Here is a 13,320-nt window from a genome sequence, read left to right on the forward strand (position 1 = left end):
ATCGACGCTTCTGTCCGCAGGGTGTGTCGCGGTTCCGGCTGGGTGGTGGCGTTGGGTAGTGTCGATGTGTGGCGGGGGCAGGACCGCGGCGTCGGGGGCCGAACCGGGTGGTGCCGTGGCGGTGTGAGGGTCCGGTGTCGGTGCTACGCCTGCCGCTGGACGTGCGTGAGCCGCGGGTACGGCAGATGCTGGAGCGGGTGTTCGCGGCCGCGTTCACCGTCCGGCGGGCCGTCCAGCGCGACGCCCGGGCCCGGGTCGACGCCTACTGGGCCGCCTGCCGTGAGCGGGCAGCGGCCGGACCGGACGCGGTCCGGGGCCGCCTCGGGTTGTCGCGTAGCGGCCTGGAACACGCCGCCTACCGGCATGTGGACGGTGCGCCGCATGTGCGGCGGTACCTGACCAAGGCCCTGGCCATGCATCTGGCCGACGGGGTGTGGGAGGCCACCGAGCGGCATCTGTTTCCCGACGCCTCTGGCCGCCGGCATGGCCGTCCCCGCCCTGGGGGCTGGTGGCAGTTCGCGACGATCCCGGGCCGGGCCCGTTCCCATACCCGTGCCCGGAAGTGGGAGACGTTCCGGCTGGTGGGGAGCCTGGCCGGGCATCGTGCCGTGTTCGGGCCTGCTGGCCGGTTGTGGCAGCCGCGGCGGATGCCGGTCGTGACCGCCACCGCCGCCAGTGGGAAGCCGGTGCGGTCGTGGTGGGATCACGACGGTCCGCTCGCCGTCGTGTGTACCGGCCTCGGCGGAGGTGACCTGGTCGTGCCGGTGCGGCTGCCGCAAGGCCCGGGCCGAAGGCCGGTCCTGGAGCACTATCTCGTCGACCCGGACCGCTGGCACAAGATCGACCTGGTCCGGCACCGCGACCCGGGCGCGGCGGGTGGGTGGCGGTACGAGGCGCACCTGATGATCCTCGGCCCCGGCTACACCTCCCCCGCCGTCACCCAGCGCCGCCAGGCGGCTGGGCAGCTGCTGCGGCGGGGCGGCGTCGATGTGAACGTGTCCAACCTGACCGTCGTGTCCGTCCCCACCGGCCCGGACGGCGACCTGGCGGCCAGCCGCATCGCCCGTACTGGCGAGCACGACGCCGTCCTGGCCGCGCAGCGGTTGCGGCAGCGACGCCGGCAGCGGGCCCTGGACCGGTCCCGCCGCGCCGCCAACCCCGGCCAGTACCGGCTCTCGCCACGCCAGCAGCGCCGCGCCGACCGCCGCCACGCCGCCGGGCTGCCACCGGTGCAGGCCACCGTGCCCGGCGGGCCGCGGATCGCCAACACCGCCGGGATACCAGTCCGCGCCTACCGGCGCGACACCCTGACCAACACCTACCAGCGGCTACGAGGCCAGGCCGCCGCCGACGGTGCTGCCCGTACCCGGGCCGGGCACACCCGCGCCCGGATCACCGCCGCGGCCCTGGTCGCGGTCCACGGCGCCGGGCTGGTGGTCGAGGAGGCCGACATCCGCGCGTGGGCGCGGCGGTGGGGCCGGGGGATTCACGCCTTCACCCCGGGCATGCTCCTCACGGCCCTGCGCCGCGAAACCACCGCCGTCACCGCCCAGGCCGGCTGCGGGCCGGGGCTGGTGCGGGCTGGGACCAGGCGCACCGCCTGGACCCAGCACTGCCTCTGCGGCCACCGGGTCCCGAAACGCCTCGCCGATCGCCGCCACCACTGCCCCGGCTGCGGGCTGGCCGGCGACCGCGACCTGGTTGCCGCGCTGGTCGGTGCGCACACCGTGCTCACCGACCCGGCCCAGCCCGGTACGGCGCGGGTCGACTGGGATGCGGCGCGGGCGACCCTCGACCGGTATGGGGTCGAGGCCATCAACGAAGGGCTGCAAGGAGCCCTGACCGAGTCAACCGGAACCCACCACCCCGGCCCCCACTCCGGTGGACGGCCGCGGCGGCCGCAGCCCAGCACCAGCCGGTGCCAGGGCGCTCGGCGAACCACCGGAACGAGCCCTCGACAACCCCGGATGAGCCCCACCACCACACCAGTGGCCAGGACCACACCGGAACGACGAGACGCACACCCCGGACTGTCGACCAAGCCCGGCATTACAACCGGACTTCGACACAGACCTTAGAGCCGATCGTCTGATCATCAAAGGGTGACGGGCCGGGCTACATTCACTCACTGGGGACCGAACACGCGGGAGGTGGCGTGCTGGTCAGCGATGTCATGACGGCTTTTCCGGCCTATGTCCGGCTCGGGGCCACCATCCGGCGGGCGGCCGAGCTGGTCAGCGTGTCGGAGGTCGGCCAGCTCATGGTCCTCGACCACGACGGGCGGTTCGTCGGCTCGCTGGGCGAGGAGGAGCTGGTCCGGGCCATGCTGCCGAGCTTCGACGAGGTCACGGGCGACGGCGGCAGTCTCGCCGACGCGTTCCGGCTGTTCCTGGAGAAGGGCCGGGCGCTGGCCGAGCGGGTCATCGACCCCCTCGTCGTGCGCGACACCGCGACCGTCCGCTCCAGCGACGAGCTGGCCCGGGCGGCCGTGGTCATGATCGACCGCGGGATCCGGCGGCTGCCCGTGGTGGACGACGGGACCCTCGTCGGCACGCTGTCGCGGGCCGACCTGTGCCGTGCGGTGATCTACCATTCCTGACCTCCGGCTGATCCTCGTCGACCGGCACACCCGGGAACGCAGCGAGCGGGTGTGCGCGCTGCCGGCCACGCTCGGGCGCGACGGCGGCGTCGCCGCCGTGGTGCTCGACGACCGGGACGTCTCGCGGCGCCACGCCCGGCTCGACGCGGTCGGGGACGCGCTGCACGTGACCGACCTGGGCAGCACCAACGGCACGTTCGTCAACGACGCGAGGGTGACCCGCCACGCGCTGCGCCCCGGCGACCGGCTGCGCGTCGGGCGGTACGACATCCACTGGGCCTTCATCGACCCCGAGGCGACGGCCTTCATCGACCCGGGCGAGCGGACCTCGCTGCGCCTCGTCGGGCCGCCGACGATCCCGGCCAGGCAGGTCGTCGACAAGGCCGAGGCGCACAACCGGCAGGTGGGGCACGAGCTGGACGGGTTCCTGTCGCTCGCGCACGGGTTCCTGCCGGCCGAGCCGCCGCTGCTGGCCTTCCCGGAGTCGCACCGGGCCTGGGACGACATGACCGACCGGCTGCCGGAGCTGTTCCGGCGCCTCGCCCTGCGCCGGGCGTTCGACGCGCTGCCGGTGCTCGACGCCCGGCCCGAGGCGCTGCCGGACCGGTACCTGCTGCGGGCCTCGACGCTGCTCGGGGTCTTTGCGCACGCCTACCAGTACATGGCCGTCGATCCGCCCAAGGCCCTTCCGGAGTCGTTGCTGCGGCCGTGGACCACGGTGTCGCGGCGGCTGGGCAAGCAGGTCCCGGCGGTGTCGTACATCGACCTGTTCTTCTACAACTGGCGGTTGAAGGACCCCTCGGGCCCGCGGGTGCTGGACAACATGGACCTGCTCGTGCCGACCTGGGACAACGCCGCCGAGCGGGTCTTCTACCTGGTCACCACCGAGTTCGCGATGGGCCTGACCCCCGTGCTCGGTGCCATGCTGGACGCGCAGGAGGCCGTGGTCGCCGACGACCCGCAGCGGCTGGAGCGCGCGCTGCTGGTCATCCTCGACGGTCTGCGGCACGTCACCGAGGCCATCTACCCGCAGATCGACCCCAACCCGCGCGGCCGCCACCCGCTCGACCAGGTGCTGTGGGCCAAGACGGTCGGCACCGCGGGCGTGCCCATCTTCGACGGCGCGCCGAGCCCCAGCGGCACCGCGCAGCCGCACATCCACGCCGTCGACGCGTTCCTGGAGCGGCGTGACTACGGTTCGCTGGTCGGGCAGCAGAGCGTCTACCTCGCCGGCTTCTTCCCGCGGCACTGGCAGGAGCTGATCGCGGCGCTGCGCGAGGTGTCCGTGCGGCAGTACGTCGAGCAGACCCGCAACCAGACGCTGCGCGGCGTCTACAACGCCGTCCTCGACGCCTACGTCGGCGACCGGGGCTGGATGGGCCTGCACCGCATCAAGGCCTACGGCTTCCTCGAGGTGGCGTTCAAGGTCGGCCGCCAGGTGACGACCGGCGCCCGGTTCACGGGGCTGTTCAAGGACCGCACGTGGGACAAGGTGGACGGCGAGCTGGCCATCGTGCGCGACGAGCGCCGCCCGCCGGTCGGGCCGCCCGTGGTGTTCGGCACCGCCCGGCGCGGCCGCGTCGTCACCGGCGAGTCCGGCGCCTGGACCTGCTACCTGGAGCTGGACGTGACCGGCCAGGGCGTGCACCACCTGCCCGGCGACCGGGTCGGCGTGCTGGCCGAGAACGACGACGACCTCGTGCGCCGCACGGTCGCCGCGCTGCAGGCCGGCGGAGACGAGCTGGTCCGGCTCACCCCGGCCTGGCGGGCGGCGGTGTCCTGCCGGGCCGGCTACGACGGCGAGGTCGACGTGCTGCCGCTGCGCACGCTGCTGCGCTTCGCCCGGATCCGCCCGGTCGGCCGGGACGTGGCCAAGCGGCTCGTGCGCCTCAGCGCCGTCGGCTCGTGGGGGCGGATCGTGGACGCCCGCATGGAGGACCAGTGGGAGCTGTGGGACGTGCTGAACCTGCTGCACGCCGGCGGCTACGACGTCACCCGGCTGTGGAAGGCCGACCCGGACGAGCCCGACGCGTTCTGCGCGGTCGTGCCGCCCGAGCCGTTGCGGCTGTACTCCATCGCCTCCGCCCCGCCGCCGGGTGAGCCGGCCACGGCACTGCAGCTCGTCGTCGCCGGGCTCGACTACGCCTCCGCCCGCACCCCGTGGTCGTACCCGCGGGCCCGGCGCGGCACCGCCTCGCACTTCCTGCGCCGGGTGAGCACGGAGGGCCGGGCCCGGCTGTCGCTGCGCATCGTCCCCACGCCCCGGTTCCGGCTGCCGGCCGACCCGGCGCGGCCCGTCGTCATGTTCGCGGCCGGCTCCGGGATCGCCCCGTTCCTCGGGTTCGTCGCCGCCCGGACCGGGCCCGGCGCCAACCGGCTCTACTGGGCCGTGCGCACCCCGGCGGAGTTCGTCGAGCACGACGGCCTCGACGCGGCCGCCGCCGCGGGCCGGCTGACGCTGCGGGTCGCGTTCTCCCGGGCCGACGCCGGCGTCGCGTTCGACGGCCGCCGGCACGCCGTCGCCGACGGGCGGCGGCACCGGGTCGACGACGCGATCCGGGCCGACGCAGAGCAGCTGCGGGAGCTGCTGCGCCCGGCCGAGGAGGGCGGCGGGGGCGCGCACGTCTACGTGTGCGGCAGCGCCCGCTACGCCGCCGCCGTGGTGCGGGCGCTGACCGAGATCGCGCCCGGTGACGGCCGCGAGTTCCTGCGCCGCCTGGTCGCCGAGGGGCGGCTCGGGGAGGACGTCTTCACGACGTACCTCGGCCACGCCCAGCAGGGGCCCCGCTTCGACGTGTCCGACCTGGCCCGCCGCAACACCCCGGAGGCGGGCCACTGGATGGCGATCGGCGGCGCGGTCTTCGACGTCGGCGAGTTCGTGCACCTGCACGTCGGCGGCCCGCACATCATCCGCAACCACGCCGGCCTCGACGCCACGGCCGCCTACCGCAAGGTGCTGCACCACGCGCACGCCGAGATCGACGCGCAGCTCGCGATGTACCACATCGGCCACCTCCGCCGGCTGCGCTTCGGCGCCAAGTGGGGCGTGGTGCTCACCGACGAGGGGCTGCGCTCCGTGAGCCTCGAGGAGCTGTTCCGGGTCTGGGTGCGGTTCGTCTACCTCGTCGTCGGCATGGAGAACGCGCTGGCCGCCGACTACGGGTTCACCGCGGCCGTGGCCACCGCCGGCGAGGACCCGGCCGAGCTGACCCCGTTCAAGGCCCAGTACGTCATCGAGGCCCACCGCCGGTTCCTGGTCAGCTACCTCGACGGCCTGCTGCAGGACGACCTGCGCGACCTGTGGCGGCAGACCGCCGGCTTCTGCGACCCGCACCAGGACATCCGCGCGTTCGACGCCGGCCTCGACGCGCTGGCCGCCGACCCGGACGCCGCCCTGGTCCGCCGCTCGGTGCCGGCGGTGCAGCAGCTGCTGGCGTCCGGCGAGGACCACCGGCGGGTCACCGCGCTGTGCCGCACCTACGCCCACGCCGACGTGCAGCTGCTGCGCGAGGTCAAGGACGCCGTGCTGGAGGGCGTGCGGGCGTTCGAGGCGCACGAGGCCGACGTCGTCGAGCAGGCCGGCGCCACGCTGCTGCGGGCCGCCCGCGCTCCCCTGGACGCGGTCGCGGCCTACTACCGGCGCCTGGCCGGGCAGACCCGCGGCCACGGGATCGCCGCCTCGCCCGCCGAGGACACGATTCCGGCCGACCGCGGCCTGCCCGGCCACGGCGGCCCGCTGCCGATCCCGGACTAACATCCGGCCGTGGCGCGCGAGGGCTCGAAGCGACGAGCATGTATCCTTCGACGCGCACCGGATCCGGCTCCCCCGGGCTCCCGGTCGCGGCCGGACAGGGAGGTCACGGTGAACATCCGATCGATGCTGGCGATGGCACTGACAGCGCTGGTACTGCCGATGACGGCCGCCGCCGCGACACCCACGCCGAGTGCCTCGGTCGTATCGAGCCCGTCACCCAGCCCGTCACGCAGCACGGCAGCGGCTCCGGCACCGGCCGGCGACCTGGCGGCGTCCGGCGCGAGCGTCGAGGCCCGCACCGGGCAGACGGTCACGGTGCACGTGGGCCTGCGCAACGTGGGCAACGGAACGCTCGAGATCATCCAGCACGGCGCCGAGGGCTGGTGGACGCTGTACTTCAACCCGCCGCCCGGCACCGAGGTCACCCGCATGGACTCCAGCTGCAGCGCGGTCGACCCCGCGCAGCCGGCTTCCAGCATCGCCCCGTACGGCTGCTTCGTGGCCGACAAGTCCTTTCCCCCGGGGCAGTCCTACACGTACAGCTTCGACCTGAAGGTCACCGGCCGGGCCGGACGCACCACCGGGAGCGTCCGGGCGGCCCTCGGCACCGTCCGGCCGGACTCCAACCCGGCGAACGACACCGCCCCGGTCGTCGTCAGCGTGACCGGGCCGGGCACCACGAGTTCGCCGGGCTCCGGGCTGCCGGTCACCGGCGCGCCCGTGCTCGCCCTCGTCGCGGCGGGCGCCCTGCTGACCGCCGCGGGCGTGGCGATCGTGCTGCTCACCCGCCGCCGCGCGGGCCGCACGACCTGACCGCCCACCGGCGTGGAGCCGGAGGAACACCCGATGGCACCGCCAGGATTAGGCGAGATGGCCGGCGAGGTGCTCGACCACCGCTCGGGCGTCGTCCTCGATGCCGTGGATGAAGGTCGAGCGCCGCCGGCGCAGCACCGGTAGCCCCAGCGCGTAGAGCCCCGGGCTGGCGGCGACGCCGCCCTCGTGCTGCAGGTGGCCCTTGTCGTCCACGACCGGGACGTCGAGCCAGTGGTACTCCGGGCGGAACCCGGTCGCCCACACCACGCTGCGGATCTCGCCGGAGGTGAGGTCCAGCTGCAGCCGCGGCTTGTCCGGCGCCCGGGTCGGCTCGAACCGCTCGCCGGTGCCGTCGCCCGCCCACGCGTCGAACGTGTCGAGCAGGCGCTCCAGCTTGAGGTCGGCGAGGGCGAACACGTTGCGCAGGCCGCCGGAGAACAGGGCCCGGCCGTCGCGCACCGCCGCCCAGCGCCCGACGAGGGTCACGCCGAGCGCGGTGAGGGCGTTGAGGTCGAGCGTCGACCGTTCCGGGGTGCCGGCCAGCTGCGGCGAGGGCAGCCGCCGGGCCCGGGTCAGGTCGTCGATCTCGTCGTAGCGTTGGTCCCACACCCCGGAGGCGTCCATCCACCACAGGATGTCCTTGCCGCGGTACAGGCGGGGCAGCCGCGTGTGCTCCCCCACCGCGAGGGTCACCGGCCGGCCCGAGCGCTGCAGCTCGGCGGCGAGCTGCACGCCGGTGGCCGAGGCGCCGACGACGAGCACGCCGCCCTCGGGGAGCTTCTCGGGGCCGCGGTAGTCGAACGGCGTGAACTGCTCCACCGACGCCGGGACCGCGGGGGCGAACCCGGGCACGGTCGGGCGGTTGCAGGCGCCGCTGGCGATGACCACGGTCCGGCACTCGATCTCGCCGGAGCCCGTCGTCACGCGATAGCCGTCATCGGTACGGCGGACCGATGTCACCTCGGTGCCGGTGCGCACCGGCGCGGCGGTGACGCGGGCGAAGCGCTCGATGAAGTCGATCACCTCGCCCATCGCCATGTATCCGTCGGGGTCCGGGCCGTCGTAGGCGAGGCCGGGCAGGCGGCTCTGCCAGTTCGGCGTCAGCAGGCGCAGCGAGTCCCAGCGCTCGCGCCGCCACGAGTTGGCCACCTCGCCGCGCTCGAGCACGACGTGGTCGATCGAGCGGTCGGTCAGGAACCGGCTCGCGGCCAGGCCCGCGTGCCCGGCGCCGATGACAACCGTGGTTACGCGCTCGATGGTTCGGCCCTCCAGGACGTTCGTGAACCGGACGTTCGTGAACTAGGCGACAGTGACGGTGACGTCGGTCGGGTTGGTCAGCGCGTCGAACACGGCGGAGCGCTTCTGCGACTGGGCGACCAGGGCCTCGATCTCCTGCTTGGTGGCGTCCGCGTCGATGTGGAAGGTCACCTTGATGTCGTTGTAGCCGTTGCGCACGTCACTGTCGCCCAGGATCCCGCGGATGTCGTGGTTACCCTCGACCGTGGACTCGACCGAGCGCAGCTGGATGCCGCGGTTCTGCGCGACCGAGGCCACGCCGGCGGTGAGGCAGCTGGCCAGGCCGACCAGGAGGAACTCGATAGGGGTGATGCCGTTGTCCTCGGCGGCGAACACGGCGGGGTGGTCGGCGTCGAAGACCGACTCGCTCTTGTGCGTCTGCTCCGCGCCGAGGCCGTGGAACTGCTGGACGCGGATCGTGCTGTGCACCCCCTTCTCCCACTTGGAGGTGGCCCGCCACGTGAACTGCGCGGCCTCGGGCGCATCCTTGAGCGCCGCGCGCGCGTCGAGCAGCGCCTGGACGTTGACCCCGTTCTCAACGGTCGTCATGTTGCTCCCTTTCGTCCAATTCACATATTTGCCCGGTCGGGATAGTTGACAGTACACCGGCTGCAATGATCGGACTATGATCAGCGCCATGGGACCCGCCCCCACCCGCGCGGCCGGCTCGGTGGGCCCGGTCGAGACGCGGTACGCCGACCTGCCGGACCCGATCGACCTCGACTGCGGGCGGCGACTCACCCAGGTTCGCGTGGCCTATGAGACGTACGGCACGCTCTCCCCCGAACGGGACAACGTCATCCTGGTGTGTCATGCGCTCAGCGGCGACGCCCACGCGGCGGGCCGGTCGGCGACGTCGACCGACAGCACCCGCGACGGCTTCGGCGCCGAGGACCGTGACGGCGCCGGCACCCAGGGTCTCGGTTGGTGGGACGGGATGATCGGGCCGGGCAAGGCGTTCGACACCGACCGCTTCTTCGTCGTGTCCACCAACCTGCTGGGCGGCTGCCGCGGTACGACCGGGCCCTCCTCCGTGAACCCGGAGACGGGCCGGCCCTATGGGTCGGACTTCCCGGTCGTCACGGTCGCGGACATGGTGCGCACCGAGCGCGCGTTCCTGGCCACGCTCGGCATCGAGCGCCTGGCCGCGGTGGCCGGCGGCTCGCTGGGCGGCATGCAGGCGCTGCAGTGGGCGGTGCAGTACCCGGACCGGGTCGGCGCCGTGGTCGCCATCGCCAGCACCCACGCCCTGCACGCACAGGGCCTGGCCTGGAACGCCATCGCCCGGGACGCCATCATGCGCGACCCCGACTGGCAGGGCGGGCACTACCACGGCACCGGACGGGCGCCCTCGGCCGGCATGGGCGTGGCCCGCATGGTCGGCCACGTCACATACCTGTCCTCCGACGCGATGACCGACCGGTTCGGGCGCGGGCTGCAGTCGTCCGACGACGTTCGGTACACGATCACCGACGCCGAGTTCCAGGTCGAGAGCTACCTGCGCCACCAGGCCGGCACGTTCGTCAAGCGGTTCGACGCCAACACCTACCTCTACACCTCGCGCGCCCTGACGTACTTCGACCTGGCACGCCAGCACGGCGACGGCTCGCTGGCGAAGGCGCTCGAGGGCGTGACGGCCCGGACGCTGCTCATCGCGTTCAGCTCCGACTGGCTGTACCCGCCGTCGGCCTCCAGGGACGTCGAGGAGGCCCTGCTGGGGCTCGGCAAGCCGGTCGAGTTCCACGTCATCGACGCGCCCTACGGCCACGACTGCTTCCTGCTGGAGGAGGCCCGGCAGACGCCGATCATCCGCCGATTCCTGTCCGCCTGAGAAAGTGAGCACATGAACCATATCGAGGAGGCCCGGGAGTTCGGCTTCGAGACGCGGCAGCTGCACGCCGGGCAGCGCCCCGACCCGAACACGGGCGCCCGCGCCGTGCCGATCTTCCAGACCACCAGCTACGTGTTCGAGGACCCGGAGTCCGCCGCGGCGTACTTCAACCTGCAGGAGTACGGCAACACGTACAGCCGCATCATGAACCCGACCGTCGCGGTCTTCGAGGAGCGCATGGCCAACCTCGAGGGCGGCATGGGCGGGGTGGCCTTCGCCAGCGGGATCGCCGCCCAGGCGGCCGCGCTGTTCACCCTGCTGCAGCCGGGCGACCATGTGGTCTCCTCCACGGCGCTGTACGGCGGCACCGTGAACCAGCTCAAGCACCTGCTGCGCAAGATGAACGTCGAGCTGACCTGGGTCGACCCCGACGACCCGGACGCGTGGCGCTCAGCGGTGCGCCCGGCCACGAAGGCCTTCTTCGCCGAGACCATCGGCAACCCGTCCGGCAACGTGCTGGACATCGAGACGGTCGCGGCGATCGCGCACGAGCACGACCTGCCGCTCATCGTCGACAACACGTTCGCCACGCCGTACCTGTGCCGCCCGATCGAGTGGGGCGCGGACATCGTCATCCACTCGGCGACGAAGTTCATCGGCGGCCACGGCACCAGCATCGGCGGCGTCGTCGTCGAGGCCGGCACCTTCAACTGGTCCAACGGCCGCTTCCCGGTCATCGCCGACCCGTCCCCGGCCTACCACGGGCTGCAGTTCCACGAGACGTTCGGCAGCTACGGGTACCTCATGAAGCTGCGCGCGGAGACGCTGCGCGACCTCGGCGGGGCGATGTCGCCGTTCAACGCCTTCCTGTTCCTGCAGGGACTGGAGACGCTGTCGCTGCGCATGGAGCGCCACGTGACCAACGCGCTCGCGGTCGCCGAGTTCCTCTCCGGGCACCCGCTGGCGGCCAACGTCTCCCACCCGGGCCTGCCCTCGAGCCGCTATCGCCCGCTGGTGGAGAAGTACCTGCCACGCGGCGCCGGGGCGGTCTTCTCCTTCGAGTGCGCGGGCGGCCGGGACGGCGGCCAGGACCTGATCCGCGGCGTGACGCTGTGGTCGCACCTGGCCAACATCGGCGACGCCAAGAGCCTCATCATCCACCCGGCCAGCACCACCCACCGCCAGCTCAGCGACGACGAGCTGCGGGCGGCCGGCGTGGCCCCGGGCACGGTGCGGCTTTCGGTCGGCACCGAGTCGGTCGCCGACCTGATCTGGGATCTCGAGCAGGGATTCGCGAAGGTGGCAGCATGACCGCCGGAGCGAAGCGGAGGCGGGCTTGCTGCGCACTGGTCCTGGTTCCTGCTACTGAAAGTAGGGCGGTATGACGGCGTACCAGGACCCTTCGACGATCCAGCGGGTGCTGCACGGCGCCCGCACGATCGCGATCGTCGGGCTGTCCAACAACGAGCTGCGCGCGAGCAACTTCGTCGGCTACTACCTCAAGCGGCACGGGTACCGCGTGATCCCCGTCAACCCGCGCGAGTCCACGATCCTGGGCGAGACCAGCTACCCGAGCCTGACCGACGTGCCGGTCCCCGTCGACGTGGTCGACGTCTTCCGCGCACCGGACGCCCTGCCGGGCATCGCCCGCGAGGCGGTGGCGATCGGCGCCACCGCGCTGTGGTGCCAGTTCGGCGTCATCAACGACGAGGGCAACCGCATCGCGGAGGAGGCCGGCCTGTCGGTGGTGGTGGACCGCTGCCTGAAGATCGAGCACGCCCGGTACGTGGGGCGCATGCACTGGCTCGGCTTCAACACGCAGCGCATCACCGCCGTGCGCGGCGGCCTGCAGTAGCGCCCGCTACGACCCTTCGTCGCTGAGGCGTTCCATCCCGTTCCAGCTCGCGCCTGCGGAGAAGGGGGCGCGCAGCGGGAGGTTCTGTTCGCGCACGAGGCGGCGCAGGATCACGTCCGACTCGTGGATGGGGCGGACGCCGCCCTGCTCGGCGATGTACGCCGACGCGGTGCGCAGGGCCTCCACCGCGCGGTCGCGGTCGCCCTGGCGGGCCACGCCCGCGGCGAGCAGGAGCCAGGCGTCGACCAGGGCGGCGGGCGGCAGGTCGGGTTCGCCCAGGACGCGGTCGGCGCACTCGACGGCGCTCGCCGGGGCGCCGTCGGCCAGGTCGGCCAGGCCGCGCAGCAGGGTGGCGTCCGGGTGCCGCGGGTCCAGCGTGGACAGGGCCGCCTCGGCCTCCTGGTCGCGGCCCATCGCGATGAGGACGCGCACCTCGGCCGCGGCCAGGTCGTGGCGCAGCCAGACGCCGCCGGGCGGGCGGCGAAGGACCGTCAGCGCGGCCGGCAGCTCGCCGCGGGCGCGCAGCAGGCGGGCGCGGACCAGGGCCAGGGTGCCGGCGTAGACGTCGCGCTGCGGGCGGCCGGCGACGGCGGTCAGGCCGGCCTCGGCGGCGAGCAGGTGCCGCCAGGCGGTGTCCAGGTCGTACCACTCGGCGGCCGTCCAGGCCAGGGCCGCGTCGGCGACGTGGTGGGCCGGCCTGTCCTCGATGGTCGCGATGCGGCCGGCCACGGCCAGGGCCCGCTGGGCGGCGTCGTGGGCGGTGCGCAGCCGGCCCCGGTGGGCCTCGGTGAAGGCGAGGTGCTGCACGCAGTACAACAGCAGGGGTTCGCACCCGCGCTGCCCGGCCGCGGCCAGCACGCCGTCGGCGAACGCCTCGGCCGCCTCCTCGAGCCGGCCCGTGCAGAGGTGGCCGGTGGCCTTGCCGGCGAGCACGATGACGCGCAGGACCGGGCGGGCGGCCAGCCGCTCCCGGTCGAGCCGGTCCAGCAGCCGGGCGTCGGCGACGGCGGTGGCGGCCAGGCGCTCGGTGTCGCCGGCGAGGTAGGCGAGGGACTGGTGGACGAGCCCGGCGCCCAGGAGGAGCTCCACGGTGGCCGGCGGGTCGGCGGCGCTGCCCGGGCCGGCCAGGCGGCGCACGGCCCGGGCCGGGTCGGCGGCGCCGAGGGCGACGA

Annotated in this window: 10 protein-coding genes; 7 read left to right on the forward strand and 3 right to left on the reverse strand. The window is 73.7% G+C overall.

Features of this window, described 5'->3' with window-relative positions; genetic code table 11:
- Positions 1-134: 134 nt before the first annotated feature.
- The 4 genes from ABD352_RS07770 to ABD352_RS07785 all read left to right on the forward strand — a co-directional run bounded on the left by ABD352_RS07770 (position 135) and on the right by ABD352_RS07785 (position 7,166).
- Positions 135-2,078 carry a hypothetical protein gene (locus ABD352_RS07770; RefSeq protein ID WP_344611540.1) on the forward strand — a complete coding sequence of 648 codons (1,944 nt, stop codon included), beginning with the start codon at positions 135-137 and terminating at the stop codon, positions 2,076-2,078.
- Between the two features lie 77 nt (positions 2,079-2,155).
- Entirely contained in the window at positions 2,156-2,599 is a 444-nt protein-coding gene (locus ABD352_RS07775) for a CBS domain-containing protein (RefSeq protein ID WP_344611541.1), read from the forward strand.
- Between the two features lie 49 nt (positions 2,600-2,648).
- Positions 2,649-6,353, forward strand: coding sequence for an FHA domain-containing protein (locus tag ABD352_RS07780; RefSeq protein ID WP_344611542.1), 3,705 nt, complete (start codon positions 2,649-2,651; stop codon positions 6,351-6,353).
- Between the two features lie 108 nt (positions 6,354-6,461).
- Positions 6,462-7,166: a hypothetical protein gene (locus ABD352_RS07785; RefSeq protein ID WP_344611543.1), complete on the forward strand. Its 705-nt coding sequence runs from the start codon at positions 6,462-6,464 to the stop codon at positions 7,164-7,166.
- Positions 7,167-7,214: 48 nt separating this feature from the next.
- Here ABD352_RS07785 and ABD352_RS07790 read toward each other — a convergent pair whose 3' ends face one another.
- The gene (locus tag ABD352_RS07790; RefSeq protein ID WP_344611549.1) at positions 7,215-8,438 is read right to left on the reverse strand and encodes an NAD(P)-binding domain-containing protein; all 1,224 of its coding nucleotides are present in this window, start codon (positions 8,436-8,438) and stop codon (positions 7,215-7,217) included.
- A 27-nt stretch (positions 8,439-8,465) separates the two neighbouring features.
- On the reverse strand, positions 8,466-9,011 hold the full coding sequence (locus tag ABD352_RS07795; RefSeq protein WP_344611544.1) for an OsmC family protein: 546 nt from the start codon (positions 9,009-9,011) through the stop codon (positions 8,466-8,468).
- 88 nt (positions 9,012-9,099) lie between these two features.
- On the opposite strand from ABD352_RS07795, the gene metX reads away from it, so the two are divergent.
- The 3 genes from metX to ABD352_RS07810 all read left to right on the forward strand — a co-directional run bounded on the left by metX (position 9,100) and on the right by ABD352_RS07810 (position 12,148).
- Entirely contained in the window at positions 9,100-10,293 is a 1,194-nt protein-coding gene (metX, locus tag ABD352_RS07800; protein WP_344611545.1) for a homoserine O-acetyltransferase MetX, read from the forward strand.
- A 12-nt stretch (positions 10,294-10,305) separates the two neighbouring features.
- A complete protein-coding gene (locus tag ABD352_RS07805) occupies positions 10,306-11,604 on the forward strand; it encodes an O-acetylhomoserine aminocarboxypropyltransferase/cysteine synthase family protein (RefSeq protein WP_344611546.1) in 1,299 nt (432 codons plus the stop codon).
- A 70-nt stretch (positions 11,605-11,674) separates the two neighbouring features.
- Positions 11,675-12,148, forward strand: a complete 474-nt coding sequence (locus ABD352_RS07810) for a CoA-binding protein (protein ID WP_344611547.1) — start codon at positions 11,675-11,677, stop codon at positions 12,146-12,148.
- Positions 12,149-12,154: 6 nt separating this feature from the next.
- On the opposite strand, the gene ABD352_RS07815 is transcribed toward ABD352_RS07810, so the two are convergent.
- On the reverse strand, positions 12,155-13,320 hold a 1,166-nt coding region (locus tag ABD352_RS07815; RefSeq protein ID WP_486303851.1), incomplete at its 5' end, for a tetratricopeptide repeat protein.

The sequence above is a fragment of the Dactylosporangium salmoneum genome, from assembly GCF_039532525.1.
GTDB classification, from domain to species: Bacteria; Actinomycetota; Actinomycetes; order Mycobacteriales; family Micromonosporaceae; genus Dactylosporangium; species Dactylosporangium salmoneum.

Coding starts and splice junctions, on each gene's coding strand:
- ABD352_RS07795 (WP_344611544.1), bottom strand. CDS start 9,011: ATGACGACCGTTGAGAACGGGGTCAACGTCCAGGCGCTGCTCGACGCG.
- metX (WP_344611545.1), top strand. CDS start 9,100: ATGGGACCCGCCCCCACCCGCGCGGCCGGCTCGGTGGGCCCGGTCGAG.
- ABD352_RS07805 (WP_344611546.1), top strand. CDS start 10,306: ATGAACCATATCGAGGAGGCCCGGGAGTTCGGCTTCGAGACGCGGCAG.
- ABD352_RS07810 (WP_344611547.1), top strand. CDS start 11,675: ATGACGGCGTACCAGGACCCTTCGACGATCCAGCGGGTGCTGCACGGC.